The sequence below is a fragment of the Cognatiyoonia sp. IB215182 genome, from assembly GCF_033963905.1.
In the GTDB taxonomy this organism is placed as follows: Bacteria; Pseudomonadota; Alphaproteobacteria; order Rhodobacterales; family Rhodobacteraceae; genus Yoonia.
In genome coordinates, this window is sequence record NZ_JAXBMB010000003.1 from 468,062 (window position 1) to 485,354 (window position 17,293).

The 17,293-nt window shown below is 58.6% G+C and carries 14 protein-coding genes and 1 tRNA gene; 5 read left to right on the top strand and 10 right to left on the bottom strand.

Going from position 1 to position 17,293, the window contains the following annotated elements; all coding sequences use genetic code 11:
• Positions 1–4 precede the first annotated feature (4 nt).
• The gene (locus tag SLH47_RS08640) at positions 5–892 is read left to right on the top strand and encodes an ABC transporter permease (protein WP_320239067.1); all 888 of its coding nucleotides are present in this window, start codon (positions 5–7) and stop codon (positions 890–892) included.
• Between the two features lie 26 nt (positions 893–918).
• Here SLH47_RS08640 and SLH47_RS08645 read toward each other — a convergent pair whose 3' ends face one another.
• From SLH47_RS08645 to SLH47_RS08675, 7 genes are all read right to left on the bottom strand, one after another.
• Positions 919–1,848, bottom strand: coding sequence for an AEC family transporter (locus tag SLH47_RS08645; protein ID WP_320239068.1), 930 nt, complete (start codon positions 1,846–1,848; stop codon positions 919–921).
• A 76-nt stretch (positions 1,849–1,924) separates the two neighbouring features.
• Positions 1,925–2,728, bottom strand: a complete 804-nt coding sequence (locus SLH47_RS08650) for an MBL fold metallo-hydrolase (RefSeq protein ID WP_320239069.1) — start codon at positions 2,726–2,728, stop codon at positions 1,925–1,927.
• The gene (locus SLH47_RS08655) at positions 2,725–3,513 is read right to left on the bottom strand and encodes a TatD family hydrolase (RefSeq protein ID WP_320239070.1); all 789 of its coding nucleotides are present in this window, start codon (positions 3,511–3,513) and stop codon (positions 2,725–2,727) included. The genes SLH47_RS08650 and SLH47_RS08655 overlap by 4 nt, the downstream gene beginning before the upstream one ends.
• Positions 3,514–3,523: 10 nt before the next feature.
• Positions 3,524–4,630 carry a DNA polymerase III subunit delta' gene (locus SLH47_RS08660; RefSeq protein WP_320239071.1) on the bottom strand — a complete coding sequence of 369 codons (1,107 nt, stop codon included), beginning with the start codon at positions 4,628–4,630 and terminating at the stop codon, positions 3,524–3,526.
• Positions 4,627–5,235 (bottom strand): dTMP kinase, encoded by a 609-nt coding sequence (tmk, locus tag SLH47_RS08665; protein ID WP_320239072.1) that lies wholly within the window; start codon positions 5,233–5,235, stop codon positions 4,627–4,629. The genes SLH47_RS08660 and tmk overlap by 4 nt, the downstream gene beginning before the upstream one ends.
• The gene (locus SLH47_RS08670; RefSeq protein ID WP_320239073.1) at positions 5,232–6,410 is read right to left on the bottom strand and encodes a D-alanyl-D-alanine carboxypeptidase family protein; all 1,179 of its coding nucleotides are present in this window, start codon (positions 6,408–6,410) and stop codon (positions 5,232–5,234) included. The genes tmk and SLH47_RS08670 overlap by 4 nt, the downstream gene beginning before the upstream one ends.
• 15 nt (positions 6,411–6,425) lie before the next feature.
• Positions 6,426–7,382, bottom strand: coding sequence for an SPOR domain-containing protein (locus tag SLH47_RS08675; RefSeq protein ID WP_320239074.1), 957 nt, complete (start codon positions 7,380–7,382; stop codon positions 6,426–6,428).
• 247 nt (positions 7,383–7,629) lie between these two features.
• Here SLH47_RS08675 and SLH47_RS08680 point away from each other — a divergent pair.
• Positions 7,630–7,719 (top strand) — tRNA-Ser (locus SLH47_RS08680).
• 203 nt (positions 7,720–7,922) lie between these two features.
• Here SLH47_RS08680 and SLH47_RS08685 read toward each other — a convergent pair.
• Genes SLH47_RS08685 through SLH47_RS08695 form a run of 3 tightly spaced genes read right to left on the bottom strand, consistent with a single transcriptional unit; the run spans position 7,923 to position 10,389 of the window.
• Complete coding sequence (locus tag SLH47_RS08685; protein ID WP_320239075.1) at positions 7,923–9,602, bottom strand: recombinase family protein; 1,680 nt, start codon at positions 9,600–9,602, stop codon at positions 7,923–7,925.
• Positions 9,599–10,084 carry a DUF2924 domain-containing protein gene (locus tag SLH47_RS08690; protein WP_320239076.1) on the bottom strand — a complete coding sequence of 162 codons (486 nt, stop codon included), beginning with the start codon at positions 10,082–10,084 and terminating at the stop codon, positions 9,599–9,601. Before SLH47_RS08690 ends, SLH47_RS08685 begins: the two co-directional genes overlap by 4 nt.
• Positions 10,081–10,389, bottom strand: a complete 309-nt coding sequence (locus SLH47_RS08695) for a DUF3489 domain-containing protein (protein ID WP_320239077.1) — start codon at positions 10,387–10,389, stop codon at positions 10,081–10,083. The genes SLH47_RS08690 and SLH47_RS08695 overlap by 4 nt, the downstream gene beginning before the upstream one ends.
• Before the next feature lie 389 nt (positions 10,390–10,778).
• Here SLH47_RS08695 and SLH47_RS08700 point away from each other — a divergent pair, with 389 nt between their 5' ends.
• From SLH47_RS08700 to SLH47_RS08710, 3 genes are all read left to right on the top strand, one after another.
• The gene (locus SLH47_RS08700; protein WP_320239078.1) at positions 10,779–11,483 is read left to right on the top strand and encodes a hypothetical protein; all 705 of its coding nucleotides are present in this window, start codon (positions 10,779–10,781) and stop codon (positions 11,481–11,483) included.
• A 697-nt stretch (positions 11,484–12,180) separates the two neighbouring features.
• Positions 12,181–16,218 (top strand): hypothetical protein, encoded by a 4,038-nt coding sequence (locus SLH47_RS08705; RefSeq protein WP_320239079.1) that lies wholly within the window; start codon positions 12,181–12,183, stop codon positions 16,216–16,218.
• Between the two features lie 286 nt (positions 16,219–16,504).
• Positions 16,505–17,134, top strand: coding sequence for a 2'-5' RNA ligase family protein (locus tag SLH47_RS08710; RefSeq protein ID WP_320239080.1), 630 nt, complete (start codon positions 16,505–16,507; stop codon positions 17,132–17,134).
• Positions 17,135–17,293: the final 159 nt, after the last annotated feature.

The window sequence follows — 17,293 nt, forward strand, 5'->3', positions numbered from 1 at the left end:
TCGGATGAGCGCACTTCCCCCCTATGCGACGACCGGTCAACGCGTTTGGTACTACAGTTTCCGGGTGATTGTCGGGCTGATCCTGTTCTTTCTGGTCGCCCCGATCATCATCATCATCCCGCTATCGTTTAACGCGCAGGACTTCTTTACGTTCACGCCTGAAATGCTAGCGCTCGACCCTGAGGGCTATTCGCTCAAACACTACCGCGACTTCTTCACCAATCAGGACTGGATCCGGCCGCTGCAGAATTCGCTGATCATCGCACCTTTTGCGACGATCATCTCCGTCTCTCTCGGCACACTGGCCGCGATTGGCCTGTCGCAAAGCCATGTGCCATTCCGGCGGGCGATCATGGCGCTCTTAATCTCGCCCATGATCGTGCCACTGATCATCTCGGCCACGGGCATGTTCTTTTTCTACAGCCAGATGGGGCTGTGGATGGAGGATAATCTAGGCATGTCGAAATCGCTGACCGGTTACATCAAGGTCATTCTGGCCCATGCGGCGCTTGGCATTCCGTTTGTGATCATCACTGTCACCGCGACGCTTGTGGGGTTTGACCGGTCACTCACGCGCGCAGCGGCCAATCTGGGCGCCTCGCCGACCACGACGTTCTTTCGCATCCAGATGCCGCTCATCCTGCCTGGGGTGATCTCTGGCGGGCTGTTTGCCTTTATCACGTCGTTTGATGAGGTGGTCGTCGTGCTGTTTGTCGGGGCCGCCGCGCAGAAAACCTTGCCCTGGCAGATGTTCACCGGCCTGCGCGAACAGATCAGCCCGACAATCCTTGCCGCGGCCACAGTGCTTGTAACAGTCTCGATCATCTTGCTCGCGACAGTGGAACTGCTCCGCCGCCGCTCAGAGCGATTGCGGGGGCTGTCGCCGACCTAATCAAATTTCTGGAGATTTGATGAACCTCAGGGCAACACCGCGAGCCATAGCCAGACGGTGAGGATCGAGAGCCCGGTACCCATGAGCACAGAAGATGCAGCAACGCGTCGCGCGCTGCCATACATATTAGCAAAGACATAAGTATTGATGCCTGGCGCCATGGCGGCGGTCAGCATGGCCGAGCGTGTCGCCTCAACCGACAGTGCGTTGACGTCGGCAAGCACCCAGACAATCGCAGGATGCAGGATGAGCGACACCGCCACGACAAAGAGGATCGTGCGTAAGTCGCCTTCGGGCCGGTAGCGGTAGAGGACACCGCCAAGGCCGAACAGGGCCGCTGGCAAAGCCGCGCGCACCATCAGGTCGAGCGCGTCGGTGACCACGCCGGGAACCGGCACATCGCCCAGATTGACCACCGCGCCAAGCGTGATCCCCAAGATCAGCGCATTGCGGAACATTGCGCGCAGCACCTTACCCGGAAGGGCCGCCATGCTTGCGCCGCGGTTGCGCACGATCTCCATGGCGGTGATCCCAACCGCGTAGCAGAAGGGCGAATGGAGCGCGATGATGGCGTAGTTGGCCTCAAGCGCTGACGGGCCATAGGCGCGCTCAGTAATGGGCAAGCCAAGCAGCAGGGAGTTTGAGAAAAGACAGCAAAATCCAATGGCAATGCTGTCCTCCCACCCGCGCCCGAAGAGATAGCGTGCACCGATGACCCCGGTCGCAAACCCCGCCAGCGCGCCGATATAGAAGCTGCCCAGGAGGGCGAGATCGAAGTTCTGCTGCAAATCCAGCGTCGAGATCGCGCGAAAAAGAAGGCAGGGGATCGCGAAGTTCTGGGTGAACGACATCAGCCCGTCAACGCCCGCATCGCTGAAAAGCCCGCGCCAGACCACAACGTAGCCAAAGCCGATGACAAGGAAGACAGGCAGAATAACGTCGATCAGTGCGGCCATGTGTGATCCAGATGCGCGGCTACGCCGCACGCGATTTATGGGTGCCTCCGGCGGAGGTATTTATGAACGAAAGAAGTCAGTCGATGGGAAATTCCAGCGTCAGACCGTCATAGGCAGGTTGAATATGATCGGGGGTTTCGGCTGCTACTGTGGCATAGTCCAGATCGTTGTGCATATTGGTCAACACGGCCTGTTTCGGCTGCACTTTGGCGATCCATTCGAGCGTTTGTTCGAGATGTGCGTGGGTTGGATGGGGGTCGCGGCGCAACGCGTCGACAATCCAGCAATCGAGATTCTGTAGCTGCGCCCAGGCGGGTTCCGGGATGTCCGAGACATCAGGCAGATAAGCCACATCGCCCACGCGAAAGCCGAGTGCTTCGATTGATCCATGCTCGACCTCAAACGGGGTCAGCGTGATCAGGCCCCCTGCCCCTTCGACAGCGATGTCTCCGTCTATCGCATTGAGTTCGAGGATCGGCGGATAAGGCGACCCCTTGGGTTGCACAAAGGCATAGCCAAAACGGCCCAGAAGGTCGTTGGATGTATCGCCATCGGCCCAGACCTGCAGGCGCTGACGCATGTTGAAGACAATCATGCGCAGATCATCGAGGCCGTGGACGTGATCGGCATGGCTGTGCGTATAGACGACCGCATCCAGCGTGCCGACGCCCGCCTCCAAAAGCTGGCTGCGCATATCAGGGCTTGTGTCGATCAGGACCCGGGTTTCGCCATCGGCACTGGTTCGTGTGATCAGCAGCGAACAGCGGCGGCGTATATTCTTGGGGTTGTCCGGATCGCACGCCCCCCAGAGGCCGCCCAGCCGCGGGACACCGCCCGACGAGCCACAGCCCAGAATGCGAAAGGCAATCCGGTCGGTCATGCGGCGGCCTTCCAGAACAGCCGGTCGAAATTTGCGGTGGTTTGGGCCGCAAAGTCGTCGTAGCTGACACCAAAGATCTCTGCCCCGACCTTGGCGGTATGGGCGGTATAGGCAGGCTCATTCCGTTTGCCCCGGAATGGCGGTGGCGCCAGATAAGGGCTGTCGGTTTCCACCAGAATGCGATCAAGTGGAGCGCTGGCGAAGATATCGCGGAGGTCCTGACTTTTCGGGAAAGCCGCGATGCCGGACATCGACAGATAAAACCCCAGATCAAGTGCGGCCTTTGCAAGCTCCGGACCACTGGAAAAGCAATGCATCACGCAGGTATAGGCACCGTTTTCGTATTCCTCTCGCAAGATACGCGCCATATCCTCATCCGCCGCCCGCGCGTGGATGATCAGCGGCAGCTTCGTCTCACGCGCTGCCGCGATATGGATGCAGAGAGATGTTTTTTGGGCGTCAGCGCTTTCGGAGGTGTAGTGATAATCCAGCCCCGTCTCGCCGATGCCGACGAATTTGGGATGGGCTGAGAGGTTGATGAGGTCTTCTACACTGGCCATCGGCTCCTCCGCGACGCTCATCGGGTGGGTGCCTGCGGCGTAGAAAACGGGTGCATGGGCCTCAGCAATGGCGCGCACCTGGGGTTCCAGTCGCAGCTTGGTGCAGATCGTGACCATGCGTTCCACACCCGCCTCAACGGCACGAGCGATAATCGCGGGCAGTTCGGCATCGAAATCGGGAAAATCCAGATGACAATGGCTGTCAACGATGCTGGCTTGGGGCATGGGGCCGCTTTCACGCTGCGGCGACACCTTGCGCCGTTTCTTCGATCTTGAAGATCATATCAAGGATCAGTGCCGCAGGGTCAAGGTTGACCGCGCGCCCATGGCGGGACCGGTTTGAAAGGTCCTGCTGTAGCGCCGCCCAGCGCCGTGCTGCCCGATCATCAGGCGCAATCCGGGCGAGCAATCGCGCCTCACCCGGTGCGCCCTGGCTATGCGGTTCGCCCATCAGTCCCGTCCGCGCGGCCCGTGCCAGAAACACATCCATCAGGTCGAGCGTCATGGCAAACCGCGTATCAGCCCCGCGCCCCGCGCAGCTTTCGGCGAGTTTTAGCGCCGCCTGCCGGTTGATCTGCGGCAGGCCTTCCAAGGTTTTCACGATGTCTTCGTAAAGCGCCATGCCATCGTGATTGATCAACCGGATCGCATCGCCCGCCGATCCCCCCGCCAATGTCGCCAGCGCCTCGCTATTCTGGGCCTGATGGCCGGCCTGCTCCAAAGCCGCCTGCAAATCGTCAGCACCAAGCGGTGCACAACGCAATTCTCGACAGCGCGACCGTATCGTGGGCAGCAGACGCGAGGGTTGGTGTGCGATCAGCAGGATCGTTGTCTCTGCGGGCGGCTCCTCTAGTTCCTTCAGGATTGCGTTGGCCGCGTTCCTGTTGAGTTCATCGGCAGCATCCACGATCACCACACGCCGCCCGCCATCGGCTGCTGACATGTGAAAGAATGTCTTGAGGCTGCGCACCGCATCAACCGTGATCTCCGCCCGCAACCGCTTGGTTTTCTCGTCCCAGGGGCGTCGGATCACTGTTAGCCGGGGATGCGCGCCTGCATGGATCAGCCGGGCATCGGGGTGGTCAGGGTCCACGTGGAGTGTCGGTTCACCAAAGAGGCCGGTCTCTGGCGCAGCCAAAAGAAGCGTCGCGATTTTCCAGGCGAGCGTGGCTTTGCCCACGCCGCGCGGCCCGGTGATCAACCAACCCGAATGCAAACGGCCAGAGGCAAAGGCATTGAGAAAAGTCTCTTGCGCCTGATCCTGCCCAAAAAGCGTGACCGTCTCGCGCGGATGCGGTGCACCCTCGATCCGGTCGGGTTCGGGGATGGCCTCATCGCTCATGCGTAAGCTGCAATCTCGGACGCGATTTGATCTGCCGTGCGATTGCCATCGATCAGGACACAGCGTTCAGGGTTGGCATGAGCCAGCGCCAGAAACCCATGGCGCAGCGTTTCTTGAAACGACAGCCCGAAATCCTCAAACCGGTCCTCGCCCGATCCGCGCGCAAGGCCGCGTTCAAGCGCAATTGCCGGATCCATGTCGATGATGAATGTCAGGTCAGGCTCTCGCCCGATCATCAATTCATGGAGTTGATCAACCATGGCCCGCAGATCACCCCGTGTGGCCCCCTGATAGACTCGTGTGCTGTCCGCAAACCGGTCTGACACGACATAGCGCCCTGCAGCCAATGCTGGTTCAATCGTCTTTTCAAGGTGATCGCGCCGCGCCGCCGTGAAAAGCAGGATCTCGGTCTCGGCTGACCAGCGATCAGGGTCGCCTGTGAGCACAAGCTGGCGAATTTCCTCGGCCCCCGGACTGCCGCCCGGCTCTCGGGTCAGAACAACGTCGTTGCCCTGCCCCCGCAGATGATCGGCAAAGCGGCGGGCTTGCGTAGACTTTCCGGAACCGTCGATACCTTCAAACGTAATAAAGCGCGGGGATGTCATGCGCCCTCGGCTGCGTCATCACCTTGCGGCACGTACTTCTGCCACAACACCAGCGCCGCCGTACGCAACCGCGTGGTGAAGCCGCCCCGCGGTACATCGCTTTCCGCAACAAGCGGCAGGCGCTTTTCCGGCAGCCCCTCAAGCTGAACCACCAATTCGGCCAGTTGATCGCCCGCATTGATCGGAGCCTCAATGGGACCGGTGTAAACGACTTCGGCCTCAATCTCATCATCGGCCCGAATGGGCACGAGGAGCGAGACATCTTCGGCTACGGTGAGGCCAACTATGGCGCTCTCGCCCATCCAGACATCCGCCTCTGCCACGCGCGTTCCGGCGCTGATCACGTCGCGTTCGGCAAATTGCCTGAACGCCCAATCGACGATCTTGCGGCTTTCCTGAGACCGCTCTGCCACCGTATCAAGGCCAGTGATCACAAATATGACGCGCCGGTCGCCCTGTTTGGCGGAGCCGACAAGACCATAACCGGCCTCTTGGGTATGGCCGGTCTTCAGCCCATCCGCGCCAATACCCATGGTCAGAACCGGATTGCGGTTGCGCGAATTCGATGGCACGCGTCCATCAAAGGCAAACTCCGTCTCCGCAAAAAGCGGATAGAAGGTCGGAAAATCCGTGATGAGGCGATTGGCAAGGATGCCGAGATCTTCCATCGACATCCGATGGCCAGCAGCTGGCCAGCCACTGGCATTCGTGAAATTCGAGCTGTTCATACCGAGTTCACGCGCGCGTTCGGTCATCAAACGGGCAAAACCGCTTTCGGTCCCGTCAGGCGACAACGCCTCGGCAAGGACGACACTTGCATCATTGCCTGACAAGACGATAACGCCACGCAACAAATCCTCCACCCGGACGCGATCCGTCGTGTCCAGAAACATTGACGAACCACCATAGGCCGCCGCCTCGCTTGACACGGCCAGGGTTTCGTTGATGTCCAAATGGCCTTCGGCAATCGCCTCAAACGCCATGTAAAGCGTCATCAGCTTGGACATGGAGGCAGGTGGCAGAGGATCTTGTGCGTTCTTCGCCAAGAGAACCGTGCCGGTGGTATGATCCAACACGTAGGCAGCTTGTGCTTCGGTCTCGAACGCATATACGGAACTACCAAGCGCGCCCGCAATGCAGGCCGCGCTGATCACGTGGTTGAGCCAAGCTTTCATGACGTCTCTCCCGCCTTAGCCATCACTGCTCTCGACCAGAAACGCGTCAGGAAAGCCTTGTTCGGCAATCCTGGCAATTGTCGCCTCGGCATCCTCATCAATCGGTGATGCAACCAGACGCCACACGTCTCTTCCACCGGCCTGCTGAACCTCGACCGAGGCGGGTATGCCAGCAGCGCGCAACCGCTCTGCGGCACCGGTTGCGTTTGCCTCAACGCTAAAGACCCCAATTTGAATCAGATCGCCGGTCAAATCGGCCTCTCCCGCAGCGTCGAGTGCTGGCTGCACTTGGCGCGCCCCAGTTTCTGGCGTCGTATCCTCCGTTGCGGCAGGCAAGGCGACAGGAACGGCAGTTATTGCCTCCGCAGTTACCTCACCCGCATCCTCGGCTGCGTCAATGGCCGCCGCCGCTCCTGCAATCGGATCAAGTGGCGCGGCCTCGACGGTGACAGGCGCGTCCAAGGCGGCAACAACCGGATTAACCTCTGGTTCGGCTGGAGCTTCCTCCTCTACGACCTCTTCGCGCCGCAATACAACAACGTTCAGTGAGGTCGGCGCCCCCGCCAGTATGTTCAACTCTTCCGCTGCATCGGATGAGACCTGCAGCAACGGGCCCGGATTTTCACGTTCACGGCGGAACAAGGCGCCAACAACCGAACGGCCATTTTCAGTGTTGCGGATAATTACACGCTCCGGATCCTGCACATCCGGATGCGCGACCCAGATACCGCCAAGCGATGGGCGACCGTCCCACAGACCGCGATCGGTCACCTCGAAAATGTCGGGCCGTTCAACATCGCGCCCTTCCGTATTGGTCCGGATTGACCGTGTTGGCCGTTCTGCGCTCGCCGCCTGTGCCCCATCACCAGGGAATGCAAATTCGCCATTCTCATCGCATGCCGCAAGCAAAAGCGTTGCTGCCATGGCGACACTGCCCCACAAGATACGTCGCTTCGAAATCACGTTGCCCATCAAGTCTCGCCCCTCTGTTCTCCTTCTGTGCAAGACAGAAGGCCCCGCTGTTATCCAGCCTGTTTGTTGCGCGTCCCGCAGATGTGAGGATCCTGATATGCCAAAACAGCCGCCCCCCGCACAAATTTGCCAAACGATAGCGTCCGATACCACCATTTGAAAGTGTTTGCACCGCTTTGTCGGCGGATTTTCACAGAGCAGGAAGCTGCTTTTCGAATCGGAAATGACCCGCTAACAGGAGCCGGTAGGAGGAGTGGCAGAGTGGTTGAATGCACCGGTCTTGAAAACCGACGTAGGTGAAAGTCTACCGTGGGTTCGAATCCCACCTCCTCCGCCACACTTAACCTATTTTTTTTGAACGTTTTTTCGTCTTGATATTCTCTTGGGATTTCAGGCCCTTTGCGATGCAATTCTTGCACCTGAGACCTGACCTGCGGGAATCTCAACGCCGTTTCGCGTGCCCGTCTCATTTGCCCGACACAGCGGGTCCGTTTTTTGAGTGCGGGCAGAACGGCATTGAACGGGTGTTTGAAGGCGGGTTTACAGCGCGTTGAACAGTGCGCGCTGCGCATCCCAATCGGCGGGTATGTCATGGGTCTTCAGCCATTCGGATGTGAAGCCAGGAGGCTGATGGCCAGTCGTGATCTGTGCGAGGAGATCAGGTGCGAGGAAGGCCAGATTGAGATGGCGGATGAGCCTGCCGCGACAGACGCCATCACGCGCTGTCAGCTGTGCGATGGTCTTGCCTGCGATGATCTCGCTGTACCAAAGCCGCGCCTGATGGATGTTGCGCAAGAGAACCGGATCGATGTTGGCCCCCGCCTGACCAAGGATGATCCGCGTTTCGACGCCGCGCCGCTTCAGCGTGAATGCGTCGTCCCAGGCCAGATGCGTGTCATCCAGCATCGCCGGGTCGATCCCGAGGATCTGCGCGAGTTGGCTTGCGCCAAGTGTGAGGCGGATCCGGGCAGGTTTGAGATCAAGGCGTGCGATGAGTTGTAGTGTGGTTGCGGCTGGGTCTTTCGCACTGGCCTCCGCAAAACATGTTGCGGCGGTGACTGTATGTTGGAGCGTGGCTGCATCGGCCTGCGGCAACAAGGCTGCGATGAAGGCCGCATCTGCCAGCTTCGCATTGATGCACGCGGCGATCTCATCTTCGAATTTGACAGCAGGCAAACGCCAGGCATCGGGATGATCTTTGGCTGCACCGCTCACAAGGCAGCGGGAGATGTAATACCTGATGCGGGTCTTGCCCTTGACCGTATGTGTGGGGGTCAGCGTCTCACCTTGCTCATCATGGATCTTGCCACAGAGGGCGGCGCGTTCGCCTGAGTTCTGACTGCCTCGTCTGCGGGCGGCATCTGTACTGAGCTGCGCTTGGACGGCCTCCCACTCATCAGGCGGGATCAGGGCCGGATGCTGTCCTTCATAGATGGCCTTGTGATGCCGGATGCGCCCGGCATAGATCGGATTGCTGAGGATCTGGTGGATATGGGTGCGGCTCAAGGGATTGCCGCCACGTTGTCGTCCGGTGGCAGCGTCCGTCACAATCCGGGTGCACAGCCCTTCCTCTCTCGCGCATTTGGTGACGGCAACAATAGACCCATGCTCATGATAGAGCGCCACCAGCCGCTTGATCGTGGGCGCCGTGTCAGGGTCGATCTTCAGCGTGCGGCCTTCGGCAAGATAACCAAGGGGCACCGATCCGCCCATCCACAGCCCCTTGCGCTTCGAGGCGGCGATCTTGTCCCGGATGCGCTCTGCCGTCACCTCACGTTCGAACTGCGCGAAGCTGAGCAGCATGTTCAGGGTCAGCCGCCCCATGCTGGTGGCTGTGTTGAAGCTCTGTGTGACGGAGACAAAGCTCGCCTCCACCGCATCCAGTTGATCAACGATCTTCGAGAAGTCCGCGAGTGACCGAGTGAGCCGATCGATCTTGTAGACAATGATCTGATCAATCTGACGCTGCGCGATCGCCGCTAACAGGCGCTGTAAGGCCGGGCGCTCTAATGTCCCGCCGGAATAGCCGCCATCATCAAACGGCTCCGCGACCAGCACCCAGCCTTCAGCCTTCTGGCTGGCCACATAGGCTGCGCAGGCTTCTCGCTGGGCATCCAGTGAGTTGAAGTCCTGTTCCAAACCCTCATCGGTCGATTTGCGGGTATAGATCGCACAGCGGATTTTGCGTCGTCTCTGTGATGCAACGCCTTGTCCGCTCATGACTGTGCCACCCCCGGACGTGGCACCGCAGTCTTTGCAGTTGCTTGGCGGCGACCATTGCCCAGTCCAAAGAAGCGCGGGCCGGACCAATGGGCGCCTGTAATGTGCCGCGCCAGGGCGGAGAGCGAGGTCCATGTTTGCCCGTCCATCACAAAACCTTCTTCCGACACAGTCACACGATAGGTGCGGCCGTTCCATTCACGGACAAGCTGTGTTCCCGACGACAGGCCTGCCTTGCACGACGCGGATGCGTCAGATGTCGCCAGTCGCTTCAGATCACGCAGCACTTGGGGTTTTGGGCCGCCCCGCGCTGCGACCTGAGCCTCATAGCTCAGCGCCTTGCGCAAGAACCTGATCGACAGGCTCTTGGGCGGCAGGGCACAATGCACATGGCGCCAGCGGGTGAGAAGCTCCGGACGGGCAGCCGAGGCAATCGCGTCCACGGTGATTGAAACATCGCTGTTTTGATCGCGCGCCCTCATGAATCATTGCCCTGCTGCGCACTTTCATCCACCTGCGGGGCAATCCGATAGCTTGCTGGCCCGCCACTTGGCGACTTGATCGTCTCAACCACCAGGCCTTCTTTACGCAGGCCACTGATCGCGGCCCGTACCGAATGAGGTTGCAGCGAAAGCGATGTTGCGAGCCGGGCTGCCGTCACCGGCTTCGCCTTCGACAAGGCCTTGATCAGCAGGCTCTTGCGTGTGTGTTTGGCGGCAGTCTTGCGTTTTGCCGTCGGTTTGCTTGGTTTGCATGCTGGCTTTTGTTGCGCATTGGTCGTTGTCATTCCTGTCTCCTTGATCAAACCCGGAAGGCAACCTGCCCCCAGTACTGACCCAAGCCCGACACACCGGGCGGAGACTCACGCAAAACGCACACGCACTACTGCTTCCTGAGCGGCACAAGTCCAGTCGAAAAGGTGGCATTACAGACGACCGTTGGACGTTTTGCAAACGTCTGCGATGGGCAGGAAGCGGACACAGCAAAACTGCAAGGTCTGGTCTGGCTACAATGCTAGTCGGCCCGTAGCAGCCGTCCAATTATCGGGCCAACGCTGCGCCGCAGCTTCCTGTAAGCCGCCGTTCGTGCATCTTTAGTTGCGCCGTTCAAAGTCAGTTCCATAGGTGCGGTGCTCTCGGTTAGGTTGCTTGGAGAAGCCAACGGGATGGAAGGCAAATGACGGACAAAGAGCAGCACCAGCCACCCCAGAAACTTGAAAGCCACAAGAAACCAAAAGAACACCTCCTAAACGTCATCAAAGCTGCTCTTTCAACAGCACCGTTCGGCGGTGGTATCGCCTCCCTGATGACAGATTACATCCCTTCGATGAAGGAAAGGCGCCTAGAAGAATTCGTCCGAGAAATTGCGGCTGACCTGAAAGCACTTCAAGATCGCATCGACGAAGATACAATTCAGACGGACGAGTTTGCCTTCGTTTTGGAAAGGTGTTTCCGTGGAGCCGCAGAGCATTACCAATCAGAGAAACTACAGGCCTTCCGAGGTATTCTGATGAACTCGGCGGTTGGATCCGAAGTCGAAGCGGATGAAGGGGAGTACTACCTCAACGTGGTTGAGAGACTGTCTGCACTACATTTGCGTATCTTGGCCTTTTTGTCCGATCCGAAATCGTACTTGCTAAGCCAACAAATTCCAGAAGAACGAATCCGTGGTGGACTTTCCAACTTTATGCCGGTGGCGATTCCAGGTGTGGACCTTGAGGCAATCAGGAGTGCATTCGGAGACCTTTACCAATTTGGGTTCCTCAACACGGACAAATCAATGTTCAACACTATGACAACCTCGCAAGGATTAGAACTTCTCGGCGACCGATTGACGGAAGCTGGCCGTCGCTTCGTTGTTTTCTGCAAAACGCCACAGTAGCTAGCGACCATATGGCCAGCCGGCCGTGCAGATTGTGGACCGGCCCGAACCTGACCTTCGACCGGCCGATGCGCTGCTGCGGTCGCAGCCCGTTTACCAGCAGTTCGCTGCGACAGCAAAATCTCGAAGTCCCCTAACGCAAAAGTCGCGAGACCAATCGGACTTGTGCGCATGTGGCTAGGGGAGGTAGCATTCGCCGTAGAAACGCAGGCGGTAATTGCCGGACCTCCATGCAATATCGCCGAAGAAGCAGGGTATCTTTTTCTGCTTTTGATTTAATCCGAGATCTACGGCAAATCTACCTGCGGGCAAGATATAGAACGTAGACACACGACCAAATCCGAGCAGACTGTCGATGGCCAAGAGTAACAACAGGGACGACTTCACTCAGGCGACCAAGAACCGCCTCGCGAAGCAAGCCCGGTATCATTGTAGCAATCCTAGTTGCAGGAAACTAACGTCAGCACCGACAAGCGACGGCTCAAAAGAAATGAATATCGGAGTTGCCGCTCATATCTGCGCTGCATCCCCCGGAGTTGGTGCGCGCCGATATCGCGCCGATATGACGCCCGACCAAAGGAAATCTCAAGAGAATGGGATTTGGCTTTGCCAAGACTGTGCAAAGGCAATTGATTCAGATGATCCCATTTTTACTGAGGCATTTCTGCACTCTTGGAAGCAGAAGCACTCTGAGGACATGTGGCGCAGCGTTATCGACAAGCTTCCCTTCGGTCCGACCATGCCGCCGACCGTTTCGGAAATCAGTGCGCGCTTTCAAAAAGCTGCCGCTGCGGACTTGGCCGTGTACCGTCGAACATCCAAATGGCCAGGTACGAACGTGGCGCTCACGCTGACGTTAAAGGTGAAGCATGTGGACGAGGCGCTTAGTACGCGCGCGCTTGCCAACGCGGTGACCACACTGGATGACCTCATACTTGTCGCGGCGCCCGGAATGGGAAAGACGACAACTCTTTTTCAGGTCGCTGACGGTCTGTTGGAAAACGGCAATGGAACGCCGCTTATCGTACCGCTGGGAGATTGGTCCACCGAAGGCGTCGCATTGCTCGTATCCATCCTGAAACGCCCTGCATTCAAGGGAATTTCAGAGCAGGATTTCCGCGCCGTAGCGACGAAGACCGGCGTCGTATTGCTTCTTGATGGCTGGAACGAGCTGGATGCCGCCGCACGCGAACGCGCACGCGTGCAGGTCACCGCTCTAAAGGCTGAATTGCCGGAACTCGGTCTTGTCATTTCCACGCGCAAGCAGGTGCTCGACATTCCTTTCGGCGGGACGCGGGTTGACTTACTGCCGCTTGATGACGAGCAGCAAATGGAGATTGCTCGCGGCATGCGGGGCGAGGCTGGCGCACAGCTCGTCGATCAAGCGTGGCGAACAGCAGGTGTCCGGGACCTTGTGACCATCCCACTCTACCTCACAGCACTTCTTTCGCTGCCAGAGGGTGCGCCTTTTCCGACAACAAAGGAAGAAGTGCTGCGGCGCTTCATTGCCGCGCACGAGCAGGAAGCCCGCTGTGCGGCGGCGCTTCAAGCCGTGGCGGTCGGCTTCCAACAGGAGTATTTGGATGGACTCGCGGTGTTTGCCACAACAACGGCCAACACGGCGATCACGGACAGCAATGCGCGCGCATCGGTCGCTGACACAGCTCGGGTTCTGGTTAACAACGGACAAATCACCATCTCGGCACAGCCTGGCCTGTTGCTCGACACGCTTGTTAGCAACCACGTTCTGACGCGCTCCGGCGACACGCCGGGTTACTCGTTTCAGCACCAGCAGTTTCAGGAATGGTACGCCTCACACTATGTCGAGCGACTGATGGTGCAGTCCGTCAGCGATCCGACAGCACGCGAGAAACTGAAGGTCGACATCCTCGATCAGCGGCCGTGGGAAGAAGCAGTTCTGTTCGCAATCGAACGGAGCGCACACGGGGACACCGCATATAAGGCCGCATGCAGCGCCGCCATTTGCGCAGCTTTTGAAGTCGATCCTGTCTTCGCGGGCGAAATGATCTTCCGCGCCACCGACGACGTATGGGGACCGATCAGCACCGAAATGCGGAGCCTCGCCGAGCAGTGGCTCGCGCCAGGAAAGGTAGACCGTGCGGTGCGTTTCATGATCGCATCCGGCAGACCGGAATTCAGCGATCTTGTTTGGCCGCTTGTCACGCATGCGGACGATCAGGTGCACCTGCGTGCGCTCCGAGCGGCGAAGCAGTTTCGCCCTTCCGTGCTTGGGAACGACGCCCCGACGCGAATTGCATCGCTACCATTGAAAATCCGCAAGCATGTACTGCATGAAATCACATCGAACAGCGGAATTGACGGCCTCGATCTTGCGACCGCAATCGCGAAGAGTGACAGCGAGCCGGAAGTGAAGGCAACGGTTGTCGATGCACTCTCATTTCGACGAACGGACCGTCACGTCGCTGACTTGCTAAAGGACGCGGGCGACGCGACCTACGATATCCTGGCCCAAAAGGGTCACCTCGACGACATTGCAGTTGATGCTGTTCGACAGGAACTCCAGCGCGCACGCGAACGGCTCAGGGCCGCTGGAACATCACACAAGGAGCGACTGCGTACGCTTGTTTACTCGCCCAGCGGAGATGACTGCGGGACTGAGGTTACTGGGATCGTTGCCGAGATGGAAATCGACCGTAAGCGCGATGGCGAAACACATCTACTGTACGAAGTGCGAAGACGCTATCCGCAGGCGCTCGCTGACGGCTTGCTGCGTCGCTTGCACGAACGGCGCGATCTCTTCTACGGTGCCGACAATATTCTTGCGGCCGCCGGGTTTTCCTTTGAGGACGACGCACTGCTCGGGATCGCCCTCGAAGAAACAAGCCGCCACGACGATCGCGCCGAGGCCGCTGCTTCAGTGTTGGGGCCAAACGCTGTTGGTCGGTTGATCGACACGTATCTAGCTGCTGGGAAAGTCGTGTGCGACGCCAGCGGCAAATACGATCAGGCTGCGGGTGATCGCTATCACGGTCTGCGAAACCGTATAGGCCACACGCCAGGCGCAAGTTTGGTGGCCGCCGTTCAGGCGCGGGCGGTGGATGCCGATAATGAGGAAATCGTCAAACTGGCCGAGCTGTTTTCCCGCGAGACCAACTGCGACGACGAACGGGCGCGACCCTTTGGTGAAGAAGCCTTGGCTGCAATCGGCGCGCTGGCGCGCGAATGGGCTGAACGCATGCTCGCCGGTGGGGATGAGAAGCGCTGGCGAGTAGCTACCATTGCAACGATGATGAGCCGCGCACCGTCCGTCGCGCATCTTCCGCTATTGAAGAGAATGCTTGACGACAATTTGCATCGCTATCGGGCTTTTCGCGAAAAAGCTGCCGCGAGCGGTTGGAAGGATCGCGACGCTGTGCACGAAGCGCAGCATCCACACATGCATGAGTACCAACGGGCGTTTTTGGCGATCAATGCGCCGGAGACCGCTGCGCTGATGCGTGCATACCTGACGGATGAGCATTTTGGCGAGTTGGCTGCGCGTGTGCTGGCTGCCCAGTGGTTTGAGGCAAACGATCCCAAAGACGACAAAAAGTTCACCATCGGCGTAGACTTCTCGCGGGTGGAAGCGCGCCGGGGGGCTCGCGCCGCCGATCCCGCCACGACATCGAGCGAGGCGGAGGCGATCTTCGGCGCAATCGATACCCTAATTGTCGATGGTTCGTCGGATGCGCAATTGAGGCTGGCGGTTGCGCTTGGCATTGTGGGATCACGGCTCCCCCACGGCCAGCGTGACGCGACGATCCAGAAGCTCATTTCTCTCGCGCCGAGGCAGGTGCGCGCAGCCTTATTGTTGTCGCTGGTCCTCGCTGGCGAGGACATTGACATCAAGCTCGTGGCCGACGGTATAACTGAGACGTTTGAGGCGGCCAAGAAGGAGACCTGGATTCTGACACAGAGCGACGCGTATCAACTACGGGATTGGTTGCGCCTTTTGCCGTTCGCCACGCCTGTCACTGATCTGCCCGCCATCGTGCGCGGCATGCCGGACGCGCAACGTCATCCACAAATGCTCCAAGAGATGGTCCGCGGACTCGGCAGTTCGTCCTCGGACGATGCAGAAGACGTAACTTTCAAGCTCGCCGAAGACGACACGCGTCTCTACCAGAATCATGCGTGGCGCGCGACCGCGCTGAGCTTCGGCACCATATCCGCCGCGCGCCGGCTTATTGACTTGACCGTTAGCGGCGCGCTCGACGGGAAGTCATACGACGGATGGCATTGGCAACGCGAATTGGGCGGGTTGATTTCGGAGTTCTCCGAAGTCCGTGCCTATGTACACGACCTATTGAAGCATGGGCCAACAACCAACCAGCTTGCCTCGCTTGCTAACGCAATTGCCGAAGACCCAGGTACGGACGGGTTATTGATGCTGATTGATTTTGAGAAACGAACCGGACGCTCATACGTGGGCAGCCTGTCCATCGAAAGCGTCGTGTCTGAACGCGTTCCCGACGAAGACTGGAAAAACGCTTATAACATAGTGCCCGTTGAGGCGACCGAACTACGAAGAAAGCTGCTGGCGATGACGGACAGCGGTGACAGAGACGATCCCGCCGCTCGCTGTCTCAAACTAATAGACAAGCTCCGAGACGAGTACGGTGCTCCAGAATCTGAGCCTCGCCATCCCGACATAACGTCCGCGAAGCCTTGGCCGATCCTAGCATCGGCTCCGTTTTCCGACGACGCGAGCTGAAAGATCGCCATATTGACACATGCAGTCGACACAACAGGTGCGCATTTCCACTTCGCAACGTCGAGGCGTTCGGATACGCCAAAGGTCCGCTTTGACAATTTTATCCGATCGCGTCGCACCTGCAGTGAATGGCCGCCTCCCCGCCGTCCCTGCTGAACAGAGGGCGCTCAGCTCGGCCAATCGAATGCCTCCGTTGGGCTGCGAGCTGCAGAATGCAAGTGCGGCTGGCCTTTAACTATTCGCGGCCGATCTGAGCTCGGTGCTGACACCTGATAGATTTGGTCGGATGACCGAGGGCCAGCCTGTAGCCAACATTCAAAACTCAGAATCGAGCGGACAAGTCGCGGACTTTGCTGTCGTTGAGTTTTCAAATCCACCCAGTCACTATCCCTCGATGATCTACGTTTTGGCATATCCAGAATTCGACCCACTTTGCGACAAACGAATTCACGACTTCCGGGCAAAACAAGAGCCTCATAGAGCTAAGCTGGTTCCTCCGCACCTGACTTTGGTCTTCGGAGTGAAAAGCGAGCACCTTTCGGTAATAACTGAATTGGCCGAGGCTGTGTCGCGCGAAACCCAGGCCTTCCGCATCACCTTCGGCGACCATGCAATCGAGTTAGATCCCTTTGAACAAAAACATAAAATATTCCTACTCTGCGGTAAGGGAGGTTGCAAAGTGACGGCTTTGCACAATCGACTCTATAATGGGGAGCACCACGATGAATTTAGCGAGAAATATTCATTTCGTCCGCATATGACCGTCGCCACCTGTGACACAAGCGCGCAAATTGAGCGGATCAATGTGTCTGATGTGGGCCCACTACCTCTTCATGCAACACTTCGGGCCCTTGAGATAGTGCAATTGTCGAACGGCGCGCTTTCGACGCTTATAAGGCTCCCGTTTCGTCAGTAGGTATGGGCTCAAAGCTGTCTTGCGGCGGCGCGGCAGCACGAACTTCGCACAGATGACGACAGTGCGGTCAAAGCGCCATGTCGCACTGCCAGACGCGCTTATGATTTATCGGAACGAAGCACCCCATTATTAACCGCCGTTGATCGAACGGAACACCAC